At 71.3% G+C, this 16,693-nt stretch carries 13 protein-coding genes; 6 read left to right on the plus strand and 7 right to left on the minus strand.

From position 1 onward, the window contains the following. Positions 1-8: 8 nt before the first annotated feature. Positions 9-1,664 (plus strand): glucose-6-phosphate isomerase, encoded by a 1,656-nt coding sequence (gene pgi / locus ACQF4J_RS34245; RefSeq protein WP_351561696.1) that lies wholly within the window; start codon positions 9-11, stop codon positions 1,662-1,664. 40 nt (positions 1,665-1,704) lie between these two features. Here the strand turns inward: pgi and ACQF4J_RS34250 are convergent, their stop codons facing one another. From ACQF4J_RS34250 to ACQF4J_RS34260, 3 genes are read right to left on the minus strand one after another with little or no spacing between them, the layout of a single operon-like run. Next, positions 1,705-4,029: an FtsX-like permease family protein gene (locus ACQF4J_RS34250; protein ID WP_427167571.1), complete on the minus strand. Its 2,325-nt coding sequence runs from the start codon at positions 4,027-4,029 to the stop codon at positions 1,705-1,707. Between the two features lie 39 nt (positions 4,030-4,068). After that, complete coding sequence (locus ACQF4J_RS34255) at positions 4,069-4,821, minus strand: ABC transporter ATP-binding protein (RefSeq protein WP_351561691.1); 753 nt, start codon at positions 4,819-4,821, stop codon at positions 4,069-4,071. Next, complete coding sequence (locus tag ACQF4J_RS34260; protein ID WP_058926010.1) at positions 4,818-5,333, minus strand: PadR family transcriptional regulator; 516 nt, start codon at positions 5,331-5,333, stop codon at positions 4,818-4,820. Before ACQF4J_RS34260 ends, ACQF4J_RS34255 begins: the two co-directional genes overlap by 4 nt. A 122-nt stretch (positions 5,334-5,455) precedes the next feature. Here ACQF4J_RS34260 and ACQF4J_RS34265 point away from each other — a divergent pair, with 122 nt between their 5' ends. The 5 genes from ACQF4J_RS34265 (at position 5,456) to ACQF4J_RS34285 (ending at position 12,095) form a co-directional block, all read left to right on the plus strand. Continuing rightward, positions 5,456-6,727, plus strand: coding sequence for an ABC transporter substrate-binding protein (locus ACQF4J_RS34265; RefSeq protein ID WP_427167572.1), 1,272 nt, complete (start codon positions 5,456-5,458; stop codon positions 6,725-6,727). Positions 6,728-6,891: 164 nt separating this feature from the next. Further along, positions 6,892-8,502 carry a glycoside hydrolase family 13 protein gene (locus tag ACQF4J_RS34270; RefSeq protein WP_351798547.1) on the plus strand — a complete coding sequence of 537 codons (1,611 nt, stop codon included), beginning with the start codon at positions 6,892-6,894 and terminating at the stop codon, positions 8,500-8,502. 63 nt (positions 8,503-8,565) lie between these two features. Then, positions 8,566-9,891 carry an ABC transporter substrate-binding protein gene (locus ACQF4J_RS34275; protein ID WP_427167573.1) on the plus strand — a complete coding sequence of 442 codons (1,326 nt, stop codon included), beginning with the start codon at positions 8,566-8,568 and terminating at the stop codon, positions 9,889-9,891. A 6-nt stretch (positions 9,892-9,897) separates the two neighbouring features. Continuing rightward, positions 9,898-11,259: a carbohydrate ABC transporter permease gene (locus ACQF4J_RS34280; RefSeq protein WP_351561679.1), complete on the plus strand. Its 1,362-nt coding sequence runs from the start codon at positions 9,898-9,900 to the stop codon at positions 11,257-11,259. After that, positions 11,256-12,095 (plus strand): carbohydrate ABC transporter permease, encoded by an 840-nt coding sequence (locus ACQF4J_RS34285; RefSeq protein ID WP_351798541.1) that lies wholly within the window; start codon positions 11,256-11,258, stop codon positions 12,093-12,095. The genes ACQF4J_RS34280 and ACQF4J_RS34285 overlap by 4 nt, the downstream gene beginning before the upstream one ends. 38 nt (positions 12,096-12,133) lie before the next feature. Here the strand turns inward: ACQF4J_RS34285 and pgl are convergent, their stop codons facing one another. The 4 genes from pgl to tal are packed head-to-tail and all read right to left on the minus strand — an operon-like array spanning position 12,134 to position 16,692. Further along, positions 12,134-12,916 carry a 6-phosphogluconolactonase gene (pgl, locus tag ACQF4J_RS34290; protein ID WP_351561673.1) on the minus strand — a complete coding sequence of 261 codons (783 nt, stop codon included), beginning with the start codon at positions 12,914-12,916 and terminating at the stop codon, positions 12,134-12,136. Next, positions 12,913-14,034, minus strand: coding sequence for a glucose-6-phosphate dehydrogenase assembly protein OpcA (gene opcA / locus ACQF4J_RS34295; protein WP_351561670.1), 1,122 nt, complete (start codon positions 14,032-14,034; stop codon positions 12,913-12,915). Before opcA ends, pgl begins: the two co-directional genes overlap by 4 nt. Then, on the minus strand, positions 14,031-15,569 hold the full coding sequence (gene zwf, locus ACQF4J_RS34300; protein ID WP_351561667.1) for a glucose-6-phosphate dehydrogenase: 1,539 nt from the start codon (positions 15,567-15,569) through the stop codon (positions 14,031-14,033). Before zwf ends, opcA begins: the two co-directional genes overlap by 4 nt. A gap of 4 nt (positions 15,570-15,573) precedes the next feature. Continuing rightward, positions 15,574-16,692, minus strand: a complete 1,119-nt coding sequence (gene tal / locus ACQF4J_RS34305; protein WP_351561665.1) for a transaldolase — start codon at positions 16,690-16,692, stop codon at positions 15,574-15,576. Between the last annotated feature and the right edge of the window lies 1 nt (position 16,693).

Here is a 16,693-nt window from a genome sequence, read left to right on the forward strand (position 1 = left end):
AGTCGCACATGAACGCAGACGGCCGTACCAGGCTCAACCAGATGCCCGAGTGGACCGCGCTGGCCAAGCACCGCGAGGAACTCTCCGGCACCCATCTGCGGGAGCTGTTCGCCGCCGACCCGGGCCGCGGCGGCGGATACACCCTCCAGGTGGGAGACCTGTACGTCGACTACTCCAAGCACCTGGTCACCGACGAGACGCTCGCGCTGCTGCGTGAACTGGCCGCCGCCACCGACGTGTTCGGGCTGCGCGACGCCATGTTCCGCGGCGAGAAGATCAACACGACGGAGGACCGCGCGGTCCTGCACACCGCCCTGCGCGCCGCACCCGACGCGGTGATCGAGGTCGACGGCGAGAACGTGGTCCCTCGCGTGCACGCGGTCCTCGACAAGATGGCCGGCTTCGCCGACCGCGTCCGTTCCGGCGCCTGGACCGGCCACACCGGCAAGCGCATCAAGAACGTGGTCAACGTCGGCATCGGCGGCTCGGACCTCGGCCCCGCGATGGCCTACGAGGTGCTGCGCGGCTACACGGACCGCGACCTCACGGTCCGCTTCGTGTCGAACGTCGACGGCGCCGACCTGCACGAGGCCACCCGTGACCTGGACGCCGCCGAGACGCTGTTCGTCATCGCCTCCAAGACCTTCACCACCATCGAGACGATCACCAACGCGACCTCGGCGCGCGAGTGGCTGCTCGGTGAACTGAAGGCCGGTCAGGAGGCCGTCGCCCGGCACTTCGTGGCCCTGTCGACGAACGCCGAGAAGGTGGCCGACTTCGGCATCGACACGGCGAACATGTTCGAGTTCTGGGACTGGGTCGGCGGCCGCTACTCCTTCGACTCCGCGATCGGCCTGTCGCTGATGATCGCCATCGGACCGGACCGCTTCCGGGAGATGCTCGACGGGTTCCGGCTGGTCGACGAGCACTTCCGCACCGCGCCGGCCGAGGCCAACGTGCCGCTGCTGCTGGGTTTGCTGGGCATCTGGTACGGCAACTTCCACGACGCCCAGTCGCACGCGGTGCTGCCCTACAGCCACTACCTCTCCAAGTTCACGGCGTATCTGCAGCAGCTCGACATGGAGTCCAACGGCAAGTACGTGGACCGGGACGGGCAGCAGGTCGACTGGCAGACCGGGCCGGTGGTGTGGGGCACCCCGGGCACCAACGGGCAGCACGCCTACTACCAGTTGATCCACCAGGGCACGAAGCTGATCCCCGCGGACTTCATCGGGTTCGCCGAGCCGGTCGCGGAGCTGAGCGAGGGGCTGAAGGCGCAGCACGACCTGCTGATGGCCAACTTCTTCGCGCAGACGCAGGCGTTGGCCTTCGGCAAGACGCCGGACGAGGTGCGGTCGGAGGGCGTGCCGGAGGAGCTGGTGGCGCACAAGACGTTCAAGGGCAACCACCCGACGACCACGATCCTCGCGCGCGAGCTGACGCCGTCCGTGCTGGGCCAGCTCATCGCCCTCTACGAGCACAAGGTGTTCGTCCAGGGCGCCGTGTGGAACATCGACTCCTTCGACCAGTGGGGCGTGGAGCTGGGCAAGGTGCTGGCCAAGCGGGTCGAGCCGGCGCTGACGGAGGGCGCGGACGTGCCGGGTCTGGACGCCTCCAGCAGGGCGCTGGTGGCCAGGTACCGCGAGCTGCGCGGACGCGGCTGACCACCTCGGTGCCTGAGCGGGCGGTGCGTGATCGTCCCGCTCAGGCCACCGCGCTCAGGGTGTCCGCGAGGCGCCGTCGTGCCGCTCGTGCCGCCGGGAGGGCGGCGAGCCCCGTCGCGCCGAGCACCGCCGCCGTCCCGAGCAGCACCAGCAGCACCGGCGAGGGTGCCTGGGCGATCCCCGAGCCGATGCCGCTCGACCTGCCCTGGGCGTTGATCAGCCAGTGCGCGAGCGGCGTGCCCAGCGCGGTGCCCGCGAGGGTGGCGGCCAGGGCCGTGCAGCCGGTGGCGGTGACGGTGATCGCGGTGATCTGGCGGGGGGAGAGGCCGATGGCCTTGAGGGCGAGCAGATCGCGTTCGCTCTCGCGGACGGTGCCGCCGATCGCGGTGAGCAGTTCGATCAGGCCGATCAGTGCGAGGACGGCGATCAGACCGGCCACGACCCCGCGCAGCGGTGAGAGCCCGTCGGCCGGGTTGGTCACGGCGTGCACGTCCAGCCGTCCGTGCCCGGCGGCGGTCAGGCGGGCGGCCACCGTGCGGGGGTCGGCGCCGGGACGCAGCCGTACCTGGTAGAGGGTCGGGGTCAGGCGGGGGTCGTTCTGGCGGAGGGTGTCCAGGGAGGTGGAGACGACCCGGCCGGCGTTCTCCGGTTCGATGCTGCGGCCGACGATGTGCAGGATCTGCGGCTGGTCGCCGACGGTCAGGCGGACCCAGTCGCCGATCCGGACGTCCAGCAGGTCGAGCAGGCCCTGTCCGGCCACCGCCTCGTCGTCCCCGCGGGCGCGGCGGCCCTCGGCGAGGGCGTAGGGGTAGGGATCGTGGCGGGTGCCCAGGCCGCGCAGGGCGATGGTGGCGGTCTGGCCGGGGACCAGGGCGGCCACCTCCAGGCCGGGGTAGGCGGCGGCGACCTGCGGGTCGCGGTCCAGAAGGGTCCGGGTGTCGTGCTCGCCCAGGCCGTCGTTGGCGTGGACGGTGAGGGCGGCCGGCAGACCGATCCGCTCCGGGCTGCTGTGGAAGCGGTCGATGGTGGTCCATGCGGACATCGCGACGACGATCAGCAGCAGGGGCAGTGCCAGCCGGGCCACGGTGGTCACCGACCGCAGGCGACGGCTGACGACCGTGTGCCAGCCCAGCACCAGCGCGGGCGACAGCCGGGTCCCGAGCGCGCGCCGGGAGAGCGCGGAGAGCTGCCCGCCCGGCAGGGACGACCCGACACGCGCGCCCGGGAGGCGCTCTCCCCGGGCCCCCACGGGCCGTACTCCCGGCACCGGTGGCACCCGCCCGGCGCGCCAGGCCGCCAGGCCCGTCGTCGCGCCGATGAACAGCACGGCGCCCACCGGGACCGCGAACATCGCCGCCGTGTACCCGGGCAGCCCCTGCCAGACGGCGACCGCGTCCCCGAGGCGGCCGGGGAAGTGGCTGCCCAGCGTCTCCGTCAGCGCGGCCGCGGTCACGGCGCCGAGCAGGGCGTAGGCGAGGTGCTGCGACAGGAAGACCCGTACCACCTGGCCCGGGGTGAAGCCGATCGCCTTCAGGACGGAGATGTCCCGCAGGTGACCGCGGATGCGGGTGGCGATCGCGCCGTGGACCGCCAGACCGGCGGCGATCAGCGCGCCGAGCCCGAACAGACCCAGCACCTGACCCAGCAGCCGGTAGTCGCCCTGGGCCTCTGCGCGCGCCTGCTGCCAGGTGGAGACCTCGCCCACGGCTCCGGCGCCGAGGACGGTGACGGCGCGCTGGACGACGTAGTCGGTGTCCGCGGGGTCGGTCAGGCGCAGGCCGATGACCCGGCCGGTCGGGTGGGGCACGGCGGACGGCAGCGTCCAGACCACGCCCGCCCGCTCGCCCGCGTGATAGCGGGGCTCGGCTGCGTCGGCCACGCCCAGAACGGTCACCGTCCGCCCGGTGCCCGGCAGGGTGAGCGTGTCGCCCGGTTCGGCGAGCAGGGCGCGGGCCAGGCTGGTCTCCAGGACCACGCCGTCCGGGGTCCGGGCGTTCAGCCAGCGTCCGGAGGTGATCAGGGGCCGGCCGAAGTTGGGACGGTCGGGTGTCGCGCGCAGTTCGACGGCGGCCCGGGTGCCGCGGGAGGCGAGAGTGGCGGAGGCGGTGGAGTAGGGGCCGGCGACGAACTCGACGCCGTCCAGGCCCGTGAGCCGCCCCACCCTGGCGGACTCGCTGGTGTGGATCCAGACGTGCGCGCCGCGCGACTCGGCGAAGACCCGCTGCCAGGGGTTGGTGGCGTAGCCGAAGAGGGCGGTGGCCAGCAACAGCGAGACGACGATCCCGGCGGTGGCCAGAACCAGGAACAGCGCCTCGCCTCGGTGCGTGCGCAGATCGGAGTGTGCCCAGCGCAGGGTGGCTCGCATGCGGCTCAGTGCCTCCGGGGAGCGTCGTACGTCCGCATGTCAGTCCCTGAGCTCCAGTACCCCGGATATGCCGCTCTTGCCGGACTTCGGGGCGGCGTCCAGTTCCGCGTCGTCGGCTATGCGGCCGTCGAAGAAGGAGATCACGCGGTCCGCGGCGCTCGCCAGCCGCGCGTCATGGGTGACCAGCACGATCGTCTGGCCGCGTCCGTGGAAGCGGGACAGCAGCCGCATCACCTCGCGGGTGCCCTTGCTGTCGAGGCTGCCGGCGGGTTCGTCGGCGAGCAGCAGGGGAGGGTGGTTGACCAGGGCGCGGGCCAGCGCGACCCGCTGCTGCTCACCGCCGGACAGCTCGCCCGGCAGGCTGCGGTCCTTGCCGTCGAGGCCCAGCTCGGCCAGCAGTTCCTCCCGCTCGGCGCGCGCCCGCTTGGGCGGCACCCCGGCGAGCAGTGCGGGCAGCTCCACGTTGTCGGCGACGGACAGGTTCGAGACCAGGTTGAAGAACTGGAAGACGATCCCGATCCGCTTGCGGCGCTCCACCGCCCAGCGCGCCTCGCTCCAGGCGTCCGCGCACTTGCCGTCCAGCCAGATGCGGCCGCCGTCGGGCCGTTGCAGGCCGCCCAGCAGATGCAGCAGTGTCGACTTCCCGGCACCGGACGGGCCGGTGACGGCCACGAACTCGCCGGGGCGTACACACAGGTCGACCCCGCGCACGGCATGCGCCGGGGCACCCTCGCCGTAATGCGTCTTGACCAGGCCCTCGGCGCGCAGCACGGGAGCGGGACCGTCGCTCACTCCAGCTCCTCCAGCTCTTCCTGGCACCGCTCCAGCCAGTCGAGGTCGGCCTGCAGGTGCAGCATCGCGCCCTCGATCAGCAGATGGGCGACGCGGTTGTCCCGGTCTTCCGCGGCCGCCAGTTTCGACAGCTGCCGCATGGTGTTCAGATACTGGCGCCGCTGCTTGTTGATCAGCGCGATCCGGTCGGCGAGACCGGTCTGCGGAGCGAGTGCCAGCTTCATGAAGAACTCGTCCCGCACCCGCGGCTCGTCCTCGGGATCCTCGAACCAGACGCGCAGCGCCTGCCGCCCGGCTTCGGTGAGGTGGTAGACCTTTTTGTTGGGTCGGCTCGACTGCTCGACGTCCTCGCCCTCGATCAGGCCTTGCTTCTCGAGGCGGCCGAGGGTTACGTAGATCTGGCCGACGTTCGGCTGAGGGTACGCGGAGCCCAGCGTCTGCTCAAGGTGTTGCTTGAGCTCGTAGCCGTGGGCCGGGCCGCGCGCCAGGAGAGCCAGGAGGGGCAGGCGCACGTGTGCAGTCCTCCTGTCGGGTCAATGTGCTCCAGGCCCTAGTATCGCCCATACCTAACAGGTATACATGGCCTCTGACTCCGGGCGAAGACGCCCGGCGCCGGGTGTGCAAGGAGGAACCTATGCGGTGGATGCGTGCCGCGGGTAGGGGCCTCCTCGTTCTGGTCGTGGTCATGGCCGGTTACGTCGCCGCGGGCGCCCGGGACGAAGCGGGCCCGGCCGACGGCCGGGGGCCCCTGACCCTGGCCACCGCGGGCGACCTCACCGGCTATCTCCGTCCCCTTCTCCAGGGCTGGAACCGTACCCACCCCGGCGAGCGGGTCAGGCTCGTGGAACTCCCGGACTCCGCCGACGAGACCCACGCGCAGATGGTCACCGACCTGCGCGGCGGCGACCGCAGCCGGTTCGACGTCCTCAACATCGACGTCAACTGGACCTCGGAGTTCGCGGCCGCGGGCTGGATCCGTCCGCTGCCCCGCGACCGCTTCCCGCTCGGCACCTTCCTCAAGCCCGTCGAGAGCACGGCGACCTACGACGGTCACCTGTACGCCGTCCCGTACGTCACCAACGCCGGCCTGCTCCTGTACCGCAAGGACATCCTCGACAAGGAGGGTGTCCCGCCCCCGCGCACCTGGGCCGAACTGGAGCACGACGCCAGGACCATCGCGCCCAAGTACGGGCTCGACGGCTACGCGGGCCAGTTCCTGCCGTACGAGGGCCTGACGGTGAACGCGGCCGAGGCCGTCTACTCGGCGCACGGCACGATCCTCGGCGACGAGGGCGCGCGGGTCACCGTGGACTCGGCGGCCGCCAGGGAGGGGATCGGCTTCCTCGCACGCGGGGTCCGCGAGGGCTGGATCCCGAAGGCCGCGCTGACGTACAAGGAGGAGGAGTCCAAGCAGGCCTTCAAGAGCGGCAGGCTGCTCTTCCTGCGCAACTGGCCCTACGCCTACGTCCTCGCCTCGGCCAAGGGCTCCCCGGTCGCCGGGAAGATCGGCGCCGTGCCGCTGCCCGGCCCGGACGGCCCGGGGACGAGCGTCCTCGGCGGCTCCAACCTGGCCGTCAACACCCATGCGCGGCACCCCGACTCGGCCTCGCGTCTGATCGCCTATCTCACGAGCGAGCCCGTGCAGCGCCAGGTCCTCACCCGCGGCGCGCTGCCGCCCGTACGTGCCGCGCTGTACGAGGATCCCGATCTGATCCGGCGCTTTCCGTACCTCCCCACCCTGCGCAAGAGCGTGCTGTCGGCCATGCCGCGCCCCAAGAGCCCGCGTTACGACCAGGTCAGCCTGGTGGTGCAGGCGGTCGTCCAGGACGCGCTGACGGGGCACGAGACGCCCGCGGCGGCGGTGCGCCGGCTCGCGCGGGAGCTGGCCGCGATCCCCGGCCGCTAGTCACCTCCTCTTGCCTTTCCGGCCGATAGTTACTTGTTAGGTAACGCGCACATCTCATCTCTGTTCACTCTGTCCTGGTTCATCCATATTTTTCAGGCGAACTCGGCAGTAGCTTCTGTTCTTTTCGTTGACACCCGTGTGACGCACCTACATAACATGCATGCATGTTGAGTAAGTACCGCTGGTGGCGTGACGCGGTGATCTATCAGGTGTACGTCCGCAGCTTCCTGGACAGCACCGGCGACGGCGTCGGCGATCTCGCCGGGGTCAGGGCGGGGCTGCCGTACCTGAAGAAGCTGGGCGTCGACGGGATCTGGCTGAGCCCCTTCTTCCCGTCCCCGCAGCACGACCACGGCTACGACGTGGCCGACTACTGCGACGTCGACCCGCTCTTCGGCGACCTCGCCGAGTTCGACCTGCTGATGGCGGACGCCCGGCGGCTCGGCATCAGGGTGCTGCTCGACATCGTGCCCAACCACTGCTCCAGCGAGCACCCGTGGTTCCGCGAGGCGCTGGCGGCCGAGCCCGGCAGCGCGGCCCGCGCCCGCTTCCACTTCGCCGACGGCCGTGGCCCAGAGGGCGCCGAGCCGCCCAACAACTGGCACTCCATGTTCGGCGGCCCCGCCTGGACCAGGGTCGGCGACGGCCAGTGGTACCTGCACATGTTCGCCTCCGAGCAGCCCGACTGGAACTGGCGCGACCCCGAGGTCGGCGCCGAGTTCGACCGGGTGCTGCGCTTCTGGCTGGACCGGGGCGTCGACGGCTTCCGCATCGACGTGGCCGCGGGCCTCTTCAAGCACCCCGCCCTGCCCGACTCGGACGACCCCGAGGCCGACGCCCGCACCCGTGACTCGGTCAACCCGCTGGCCTGGAACCAGCCCGAGGTGCACGAGGTGTGGCGGCACTGGCGGTCGGTGTGCGAGGAGTACACCGCCCGGGACGGCCGCGAGCGGCTGCTGGTCGGCGAGGTGTCGGTGCCGACGGCCCGCGAGCACGCCCTGTACGTCCGGCCGGACGAGCTCCACCAGGCCTTCTTCTTCGACCTGCTCAGCGCCCCCTGGGACCCGGGCGCCTTCCGCAAGGTCATCTCCGAGGCCATGCAGGACATCGCCGGCACCGGCTCGACGGTCACCTGGGTCCTCAACAACCACGACCAGGTCCGCACCGTCACCCGCTACGGCGAACCCGCCACCGAGGGCAGCGGCCTCGGCGCCGCCCGCGCCCGCGCCGCCGCGCTGCTGATGCTGGCCCTGCCCGGAGCCGCGTACATCTACCAGGGCGAGGAGCTCGGTCTGCCCGAGGTCGTCGACCTGCCCGACGACGTGCTCACCGACCCGATCTTCCGGCGCACGGGCAGCCGGGCCCGCATCCGTGACGGCTGCCGGGTCCCGCTGCCGTGGTCCGGACAGGCCTCGCCCTTCGGCTTCACCTCCGGCGCCGAGAGCGCCCGCCCGTGGCTTCCGCAGCCCTCCTACTTCGCCGAGTACGCCACCGACCGCGCCCTCGCCGACACCCGCTCCTTCTGGCACCTGTACCGCGACGGCCTGCAACTGCGGGCGTCCCTGCCCCAGTTGGGCGAGGGCACCCTCCGCTGGCTGGACACCCCGCCCGGCGTCCTCGCCTTCGAGCGCGGCGACGGCCTGGTCTGCGCCGTCAACTTCGGTACGGCGCCCACCCCCGCGCCGGTCTCCGGCACCCCGCTGCTGTCCAGCGGCCCCTGCACGGCCGGCGTGCTGCCCGGCTCCACGGCCGCCTGGTGGCTCGGCGACCTCTGACCGGGCACGGCCCACCTCTACCTGACCGCTCGTCAGTTACCCACCCCTGAAGGGACATCAACGATGATGCGACGACGTACGACCCTGCTCACCGGCTGCACCGCCCTCGCCCTTGCCCTGGGCGCGACCGCCTGCGGAGGCGGCCCGGCCGCCGCGGGCGGCGGCGACAAGGCCCTCGGCGGCCAGACGGTCACCGTGGCCGGTGTGTGGACCGGCAGCGAGCAGAAGAACTTCCAGAAGGTCCTCGACGCGTTCAGCGCGAAGACCGGCGCCAAGACCCAGTTCATCTCCACCGGGGACAACGTCTCCACCGTCGTCGGCAGCAAGATCGAGGGCGGCAACGCGCCCGACGTGGTGATGGTCCCGCAGGTCGGCGTGTTGCAGCAGTTCGCCAAGAAGGGCTGGCTCACCCCGCTGTCGGCCACCACCGAGAAGGCGGTGGACGCCGGCTACGCCCCCGTCTGGAAGAAGTACGGCAGCGTCGACGGCCGCCTCTACGGCCTCTACTTCAAGGCCGCCCACAAGTCCACGGTCTGGTACAGCCCCGACGCCCTCGACCAGGCCGGCGTCAAGCCGCCGAAGACGTACGACGAGATGCTGAAGGCCGGCCGCACCGTCTCCGACTCGGGGCTCTCCGCGTTCTCGGTGGCCGGGGAGGATGGCTGGACCCTCACCGACTGGTTCGAGAACATCTACCTCTCCCAGGCCGGACCCGAGAAGTACGACGCCCTCGCCGCCCACAAGCTGAAGTGGACCGACGCCAGCGTCGTCAAGGCGCTCGGCACGCTGGGCAAGCTCTTCAAGGACAAGCGGCTGGTGGCCGGCGGCCAGAAGGAGGCCCTCAACACCGACTTCCCCGGCTCGGTGGAGAAGGTGTTCGGACCCAAGCCCGAGGCCGGCATGGTCTACGAGGGCGACTTCGTCGCCGGCGTCGCGCACGACCAGTTCGGCAAGACCATCGGCACCGACGCGAACTTCTTCCCCTTCCCCGCGGTCGACGGCGGCAAGGCGCCCGTCGTCAGCGGCGGCGACGCGGCCGTCGTGCTCAAGGACGGCAAGAACGCCAAGGCCGGCATGAAGCTCCTGGAGTACCTGGCCACCCCGGAGGCAGCGGCCGTGTGGGCGAAGGCGGGCGGCTTCCTGTCCCCGAACAGGAAGCTCGACCTCGCCCAGTACGGCGACGACGTCACCCGCGCCACCGCCAAGTCCCTCGTCGCGGCCGGGGACACGGTCCGCTTCGACATGTCCGACCAGGCACCGGCGGCCTTCGGCGGCACCAAGGGCGCCGGCGAGTGGAAGCTGCTGCAGGACTTCCTGCGCGACCCGTCCGACCCGAAGGGCACCGCGGCCCGCCTGGAGTCCGCGGCGGCCAAGGCCTACCAGGGCTGACGCGCCATGACCGCGACCCTGGTGAAAGAGACGAGCCCACCCGCCGCCGGCCTGGTCGAGCGCGCCCGGCGCTCCCGGCGGCGGGCCCGGATCGTCGCCCTGCTCTTCGTCTTCCCGGCGCTGCTCCTGCTCGGCGCGCTGGTCGTCTACCCGGTGCTGTTCTCGGTCGGCCGCAGCTTCTTCGACGCCTCCGGCACCCGCTTCGTCGGCGGCGACAACTACACCGAGATGTTCCGCGACCCGGCCACCCTCAAGGCCGTCCGCAACACGGCCATCTGGGTCGTGGTGGCCCCGGCGGTGCTGACCGGCCTCGGCCTGATCCTCGCCGTGCTGGTGGAGAAGGTGCGCTGGGCCACGGCCTTCAAACTGCTGCTGTTCATGCCGATGGCGGTGTCCTTCCTGGCCGCCGGCATCATCTTCCGCCTCGCCTACGACGAGGACCCGAACAAGGGCGTGCTGAACGCGGCCGTGGTCGGCGTGCACGACACCTTCGCGGGGACGTCGCACTACCCGACCGCACGGGCCCGCCCCGACCAGGGCCTGACGGCGGGCAAGGACGGCTCGTACCGCACGAGCGCGACCGCGAGGCCCGGCGACTCGGTCACCCTCGGGCTGGTCGGCGTCGCGCCCAAGGACCTGCCGGGCGGAGCCCGGCCCGCCTACCCGGCCGCCCACCGCGCGGCGGCCGCCGGCGAACTGCGCGGTGTCGTCTACCTGGACTTCACGCCCGGCGGAGGAGGCAGACCGGGGGCGGTCGACCGGCGGGAGAGCGGGCTGCCGGAGATGAAGGTCGAGGCGGTGCGGGACGACGGCGGGACCGCCGCTGCGACGACCACCGCGGCCGACGGCTCCTTCCGCTTCACCGGCCTCAAGTCGGGGGCGTACACGGTGAAGCTGCCGGCCTCGAACTTCGCCCCGCCCTACCAGGGCGTCTCCTGGCTCGGGCCGGCGCTCGTGACGCCGGCGATCATCGGGGCCTACGTGTGGATCTGGACGGGATTCGCGATGGTGCTGATCGGGGCGGGGCTCGCCACCCTGCCCCGGGACGCGCTGGAGGCGGCGCGGATGGACGGGGCCAACGAGTGGCAGATCTTCCGTCGCATCACCGTTCCGCTCCTCGCCCCCGTCCTCACCGTGGTCTTCGTGACGCTGCTGATCAACGTGATGAAGGTCTTCGACCTCGTCTACATCATCGCGCCCGGCGACGTGCAGGAGGACGCGACCGTGCTCGCCACGCAGATGTGGCTGGTGTCCTTCGGCGGCGGCAACAACCAGGGCCTGGGCAGTGCGCTGGGCGTCCTGCTCCTCCTCCTGGTCGTCCCCGCCATGGTCTTCAACGTCCGTCGATTCCGAAGGAGTCAGCGATGAACGCGGTGCGGCGCGGTCTGTCCAGCGGTCTGGTGCAGGCCTTCCTCGTCCTGATCGGCCTGGTGTGGCTGACACCGCTCGCGGGGCTGTTCATGTCCTCGCTGCGGTCGTCCGAGGACTCGGCGAGCAGCGGCTGGTGGACGGCGTTCACCCGTCCCGGCCAGCTGTCCTTCGACAACTACTCGGCGCTGCTGAAGAACGCGGGCATCACGCAGGCGTTCTGGAACACCGTGCTGATCTCGGTCCCGGCCACCGTCCTGGTCGTGGTCCTCGCGGCGCTCGCCGGATACGCCTTCGCCTGGCTGGACTTCCCCGGGCGCGAGGCCGTCTTCCTGGTCGTGGTGGCCCTGTTGGTGGTGCCGGTGCAGATCGGCCTGCTTCCGGTCGCCAAACTCTTCGGCGAACTGGGGCTGTTCGGCACCATCCCCGGCGTCGTCCTCTTCCACGTGGCGTACGGGCTGCCCTTCGCCGTCTTCCTGCTCCGCAACTACTTCGCCGAGATGCCGAAGGAGATGCTGGAGGCGGCCCGGATGGACGGCGGGAGCGAGTGGCGCATCTTCACCCGCCTGGTGTTGCCGGTCGGCCGCCCCGCGATCGCCTCGCTGGCCATCTTCCAGTTCCTGTGGGTGTGGAACGACATGCTGGTCGCCCTGCTGTTCGCGGACCCCTCGTCCCAGCCGTTGACCGTGGAACTCCAGTCCCAGATACGGCAGTTCGGCAGCAACATCGACGTCCTGGCGCCGGGCGCGTTCGTGTCGCTCGTGGTGCCGTTGGTGGTGTTCTTCGCCTTCCAGCGGCACTTCGTGCAGGGCGTGATGGCCGGGTCCGTGAAGTGAGGCGGTGGGGGCTCCCGCCGGCAGCCCCCACCGCGTGCTCACGGCGACGCCGGTGGGTACAGCGACCGCGGGAGCTGTGAGGCGGCCGCCGCGTCCAGCAGCCACAGCGTGCGCTGCCTGCCGCGCGCGCCCGCCGCCGGTGCCTGGATCTCGCCCGCGCCGGACAGGGCGATCGCCGCGGCCTCCGCCTTGTCCTCACCGGCCGCCAGCAGCCACACCTCGCGGGCCGCCCGGATCGCCGGCAGCGTCAGCGTCACCCGGGTCGGCGGCGGCTTCGGGGAGCCGTGGACGCCCACCACCGTGCGGTCCGTCTCCCGGACCGCCGGCAGCTCCGGGAACAGCGACGCCACATGCGTGTCCGGGCCGACGCCCAGCATCAGCACGTCGAAGGTGGGGACGGCGCCGTGGTTCTCCGGGCCCGCCGCTCGGGCCAGTTCCTCCGCGTAGCCCGCCGCCGCCGCGTCGACGTCGGAACCGAACGGGCCGTCCGACGCGGGCATGGCGTGCACGCGCTTCGGGTCCAGCGGGACCGCGTCCAGCAGGGCCTCGCGGGCCTGCGTGACATTGCGGTCCGGGTCGCCCTCGGGCAGGAAGCGCTCGTCTCCCCACCACAGGTCCAGCCGGCCCCAGTCGATCGCGTCCCGGGCCGGCGCGGCGGCGAGGGCGGCCAGCAGGCCGTTGCCGTTGCGGCCGCCCGTGAGGACCACCGACGCCGAGCCCCGGGAGGACTGCGCGTCCACGATCTTCGTGATCAGCCGGGCCGCGGCGGCCTGCGCCATCAGGTCCTTGTCGTGGTGCACGACCAGCTGCGGGGTGCTCACTTCGCGGCCGCCTTCTTCGACTCCTGCTTCACCGGCTCCTCCGCCGCCGCTTCCCGTGCGGGAGCTTTCGCAGACTCCTCGACGGGCGTTTCGACGGCGAGGGATTCCCCGGTGCCGGACTCGGGCTCTCCGGCGACATCGGCGACCGGCTCTCCTTTGGCAGCCGGTTCCCGAAAGGGAGCTGCCGACGCCGGCGCGTTCAGCCGCTCCACCCCGAACCGCAGAGCCGACGCGTACGTGTCGTCCGGGTCGAGCCGCCGCAGTTCCTCGGCGATCAGCTCGGCCGTCTCCCGCCGCTTCAGCGCAACCGCACGGTCCGGCTGGCCCTGGATGGAGAGGGTGGCGAGCGAACCGTCCGCCCGGTCCAGGACGATCGGCCCGCTGTCGGTGTGCATCCGCACCGCCGTCAGACCGGGCCCGCCGGACAGCGACCGCTTCACGGGCACGTCCAGCCGGTCCGCCAGCCACATCGCCAGCAGCTCGCAGCTCGGGTTGAACTCCTCGCCCTCCACCTCGACGGCCTCCACCTCACAGGTGACCTGGTCGAGAGCGGCGGCCAGCATCGAACGCCACGGCGTGATGCGGGTCCAGGACAGGTCGGTGTCGCCGGGCGTGTAGGTGTCGGCGCGGGCCGTCAGCTCCCGCACCGGCTGCTCGGCGGCATAGGTGTCGGTCACCCGGCGCTGGCCGAGGGCGCCCAGCGGGTCGCTGGCCGGGTCGAGCGGTGCGTTCACCGGCCACCACACGACGACGGGCGCGTCCGGCAGCAGCAGCGGCAGGACGACGGACTGCGCGTGGTCGGCGATCTCCCCGTACAGCCGCAGCACGACCGTCTCGCCGGTGCCCGCGTCCGCGCCCACCCGCACCTCGGCGTCCAGCCGGGACGACGTGCGGTCCCGGGGGGTGCGCGAGACGCGCTTGATGACCACGAGCGTGCGCGAGGGGTGCTCGCGCGAAGCGTCGTTCGCGGCCTTCAGCGCGTCGTACGCGTTCTCCTCGTCCGTCACGATGACCAGCGTCAGCACCATGCCGACGGCGGGCGTGCCGATGGCCCGCCGCCCCTGCACCAGCGCCTTGTTGACCTTGCCGGCCGTGGTGTCCGTGAGGTCTATCTTCATGGCCGGCGCCAGCTCCGTCCGTCTCGCTCGAGCATGTCGTCCGCCTCGACGGGACCCCAGGTGCCGGACGGGTACTGCGCGGGCTTGCCGTTCTTGTCCCAGTACTGCTCGATCGGATCGAGGATCTTCCAGGACAGCTCGACCTCCTCGGTGCGCGGGAAGAGGTTCGAGTCGCCCAGCAGCACGTCCAGGATCAGGCGCTCGTACGCCTCCGGGGAGGACTCGGTGAAGGACTCGCCGTAGGCGAAGTCCATCGACACGTCCCGGATCTCCATGGAGGTGCCCGGCACCTTCGAGCCGAAGCGGACCGTCACGCCCTCGTCCGGCTGGACGCGGATGACGATCGCGTTCTTGCCGAGCTCCTCCGTCGCCGTGTGGTCGAAGGGGGAGTGCGGCGCCCGCTGGAAGACGACCGCGATCTCGGTGACGCGACGGCCAAGACGCTTGCCGGTACGCAGGTAGAAGGGGACGCCCGCCCAGCGGCGGTTGTCGATCCCGAGCCTGATGGCGGCGTAGGTGTCGGTCTTGGAGTTGACGTCGATGCCCTCCTCCTGGAGGTAACCGACGGCCTTCTCGCCGCCCTGCCAGCCCGCCGCGTACTGCCCGCGCACGGTGTCCCGGCCCAGGTCCTTCGGCAGCCGCACGGCCCCGAGCACCTTGGTCTTCTCCGCGGCCAGCGCGTCCGCGTCGAAGGAGGCCGGCTCCTCCATGGCCGTCAGGGCCATGAGCTGCAGGAGGTGGTTCTGGATGACGTCACGTGCGGCGCCGATGCCGTCGTAGTAGCCGGCGCGGCCGCCGATGCCGATGTCCTCGGCCATCGTGATCTGCACGTGGTCCACGAAGGACCGGTTCCAGATCGGCTCGAACATCGTGTTGGCGAAGCGCAGCGCCAGGATGTTCTGGACGGTCTCCTTGCCCAGGTAGTGGTCGATGCGGAAGACCTGGTCCGGGGCGAAGACCTCGTGCACGACCTTGTTGAGCTCCTCGGCCGACTTCAGGTCGTGGCCGAAGGGCTTCTCAATGACCGCGCGCCGCCAGGAGCCGCCGGTCTGGTCCGCCAGACCGTGCTTCTTCAGCTGCTGGATGACCACCGGGAAGGAGCGCGGCGGCACCGACAGGTAGAAGGCGAAGTTGCCGCCCGTGCCCTGTGCCTTGTCGAGCTCCTCGATGGTGGAGCGCAGCCGCTCGAACGCGTCGTCGTCGTCGAAGGTGCCCTGGACGAAGCGCATCCCCTGGATGAGCTGCTGCCAGACCTCCTCGCGGAACGGTGTGCGGGCATGGGCCTTGACCGCGTCGTGGACCTCGGCGGCGAAGTCCTCGTTCTCCCACTCGCGGCGGGCGAAGCCCACCAGGGAGAAGCCCGGCGGGAGCAGACCCCGGTTGGCGAGGTCGTACACGGCGGGCATCAGCTTCTTGCGCGACAGGTCGCCCGTGACGCCGAAGATGACCAGGCCCGACGGCCCCGCGATACGCGGGAGCCGCCGGTCCGCGGGGTCACGAAGCGGGTTCGCTCCGGAACCGGAAAGAGGAGCCAAGGTCTCAGCCCTCCGCGGGTGCGAGGCGCTCCAGCTCCGCCTCGGTCGACTTCAGCAGGTCGTTCCAGGACGCCTCGAACTTCTCGACGCCCTCGTCCTCCAGCAGCTGCACGACCTCGTCGTACGAGATCCCGAGCTTCTCGACGGCGTCGATGTCGGCACGGGCCTGCTCGTACGTCCCGGCGATCGTGTTGCCGGTGATGGAGCCGCTCTCCTCGGTGGCGTGCAGGGTGGCCTCCGGCATGGTGTTCACCGTGTTCGGCGCCACCAGGTCGTCGACGTACAGGGTCGGCTTGTAGGCCTTGTCCTTCACGCCGGTGGAGGCCCACAGCGGGCGCTGCTTGCGGGCGCCCGCGTTCTCCAGCGCCTGCCAGCGGTCGGAGGAGAAGACCTCCTCGTAGGCCTGGTACGCCAGACGCGCGTTGGCGACGGCGGCCTTGCCGCGTACCGCCTTGGCCTCGTCGGTGCCCAGCGCGTCGAGCCGCTTGTCGATCTCGGTGTCCACACGGGAGACGAAGAAGGAAGCCACGGAGTGGATCTTCGACAGGTCCAGGCCGCGCTCCTTGGCCTTCTCCAGGCCGGACAGGTAGGCGTCCATGACCTTGCGGTAGCGCTCCAGGGAGAAGATCAGCGTGACGTTGACGCTGATGCCGAGGCCGATGGTCTCGGTGATCGCCGGGAGGCCCGCCTCGGTGGCCGGGATCTTGATGAGCGTGTTCGGCCGGTCCACCAGCCAGGCGAGCTGCTTGGCCTCGGCGACGGTGGCCTTGGTGTCGTGGGCGAGACGCGGGTCGACCTCGATCGACACGCGGCCGTCCTGGCCGTCGGTGGCGTCGAAGACCGGGCGCAGGATGTCGGCGGCGTCGCGGACGTCCGCCGTCGTGATCATGCGGATGGCCTCTTCGACGGTGACCTTGCGGGCGGCGAGGTCGGACAGCTGCTGGTCGTAGCCGTCGCCCTCGGAGATCGCCTTCTGGAAGATCGTCGGGTTGGTGGTGACGCCCACGACGTGCTGCTGGTCGATCAGCTCGGCGAGGTTGCCGGACGTGATCCGCTTGCGCGACAGGTCGTCCAGCCAGATCGCGACGCCTTCTTCGGAGAGGCGCTTGAGTGCGTCTGTCATG

The organism is Streptomyces sp. C1-1 (assembly GCF_050214755.1).
Lineage (GTDB): Bacteria > Actinomycetota > Actinomycetes > Streptomycetales > Streptomycetaceae > Streptomyces.

What these genes read in the sequence shown, in the direction of transcription:
- ACQF4J_RS34280 (WP_351561679.1), top strand. Translation starts at nt 9,898, where the DNA reads ATGACCGCGACCCTGGTGAAAGAGACGAGCCCACCCGCCGCCGGCCTG.
- pgi (WP_351561696.1), top strand. Translation starts at nt 9, where the DNA reads ATGAACGCAGACGGCCGTACCAGGCTCAACCAGATGCCCGAGTGGACC.
- opcA (WP_351561670.1), bottom strand. Translation starts at nt 14,034, where the DNA reads ATGAAGATAGACCTCACGGACACCACGGCCGGCAAGGTCAACAAGGCG.
- ACQF4J_RS34250 (WP_427167571.1), bottom strand. Translation starts at nt 4,029, where the DNA reads ATGCGAGCCACCCTGCGCTGGGCACACTCCGATCTGCGCACGCACCGA.
- tal (WP_351561665.1), bottom strand. Translation starts at nt 16,692, where the DNA reads ATGACAGACGCACTCAAGCGCCTCTCCGAAGAAGGCGTCGCGATCTGG.
- ACQF4J_RS34265 (WP_427167572.1), top strand. Translation starts at nt 5,456, where the DNA reads ATGCGGTGGATGCGTGCCGCGGGTAGGGGCCTCCTCGTTCTGGTCGTG.
- ACQF4J_RS34270 (WP_351798547.1), top strand. Translation starts at nt 6,892, where the DNA reads ATGTTGAGTAAGTACCGCTGGTGGCGTGACGCGGTGATCTATCAGGTG.
- ACQF4J_RS34275 (WP_427167573.1), top strand. Translation starts at nt 8,566, where the DNA reads ATGATGCGACGACGTACGACCCTGCTCACCGGCTGCACCGCCCTCGCC.
- ACQF4J_RS34285 (WP_351798541.1), top strand. Translation starts at nt 11,256, where the DNA reads ATGAACGCGGTGCGGCGCGGTCTGTCCAGCGGTCTGGTGCAGGCCTTC.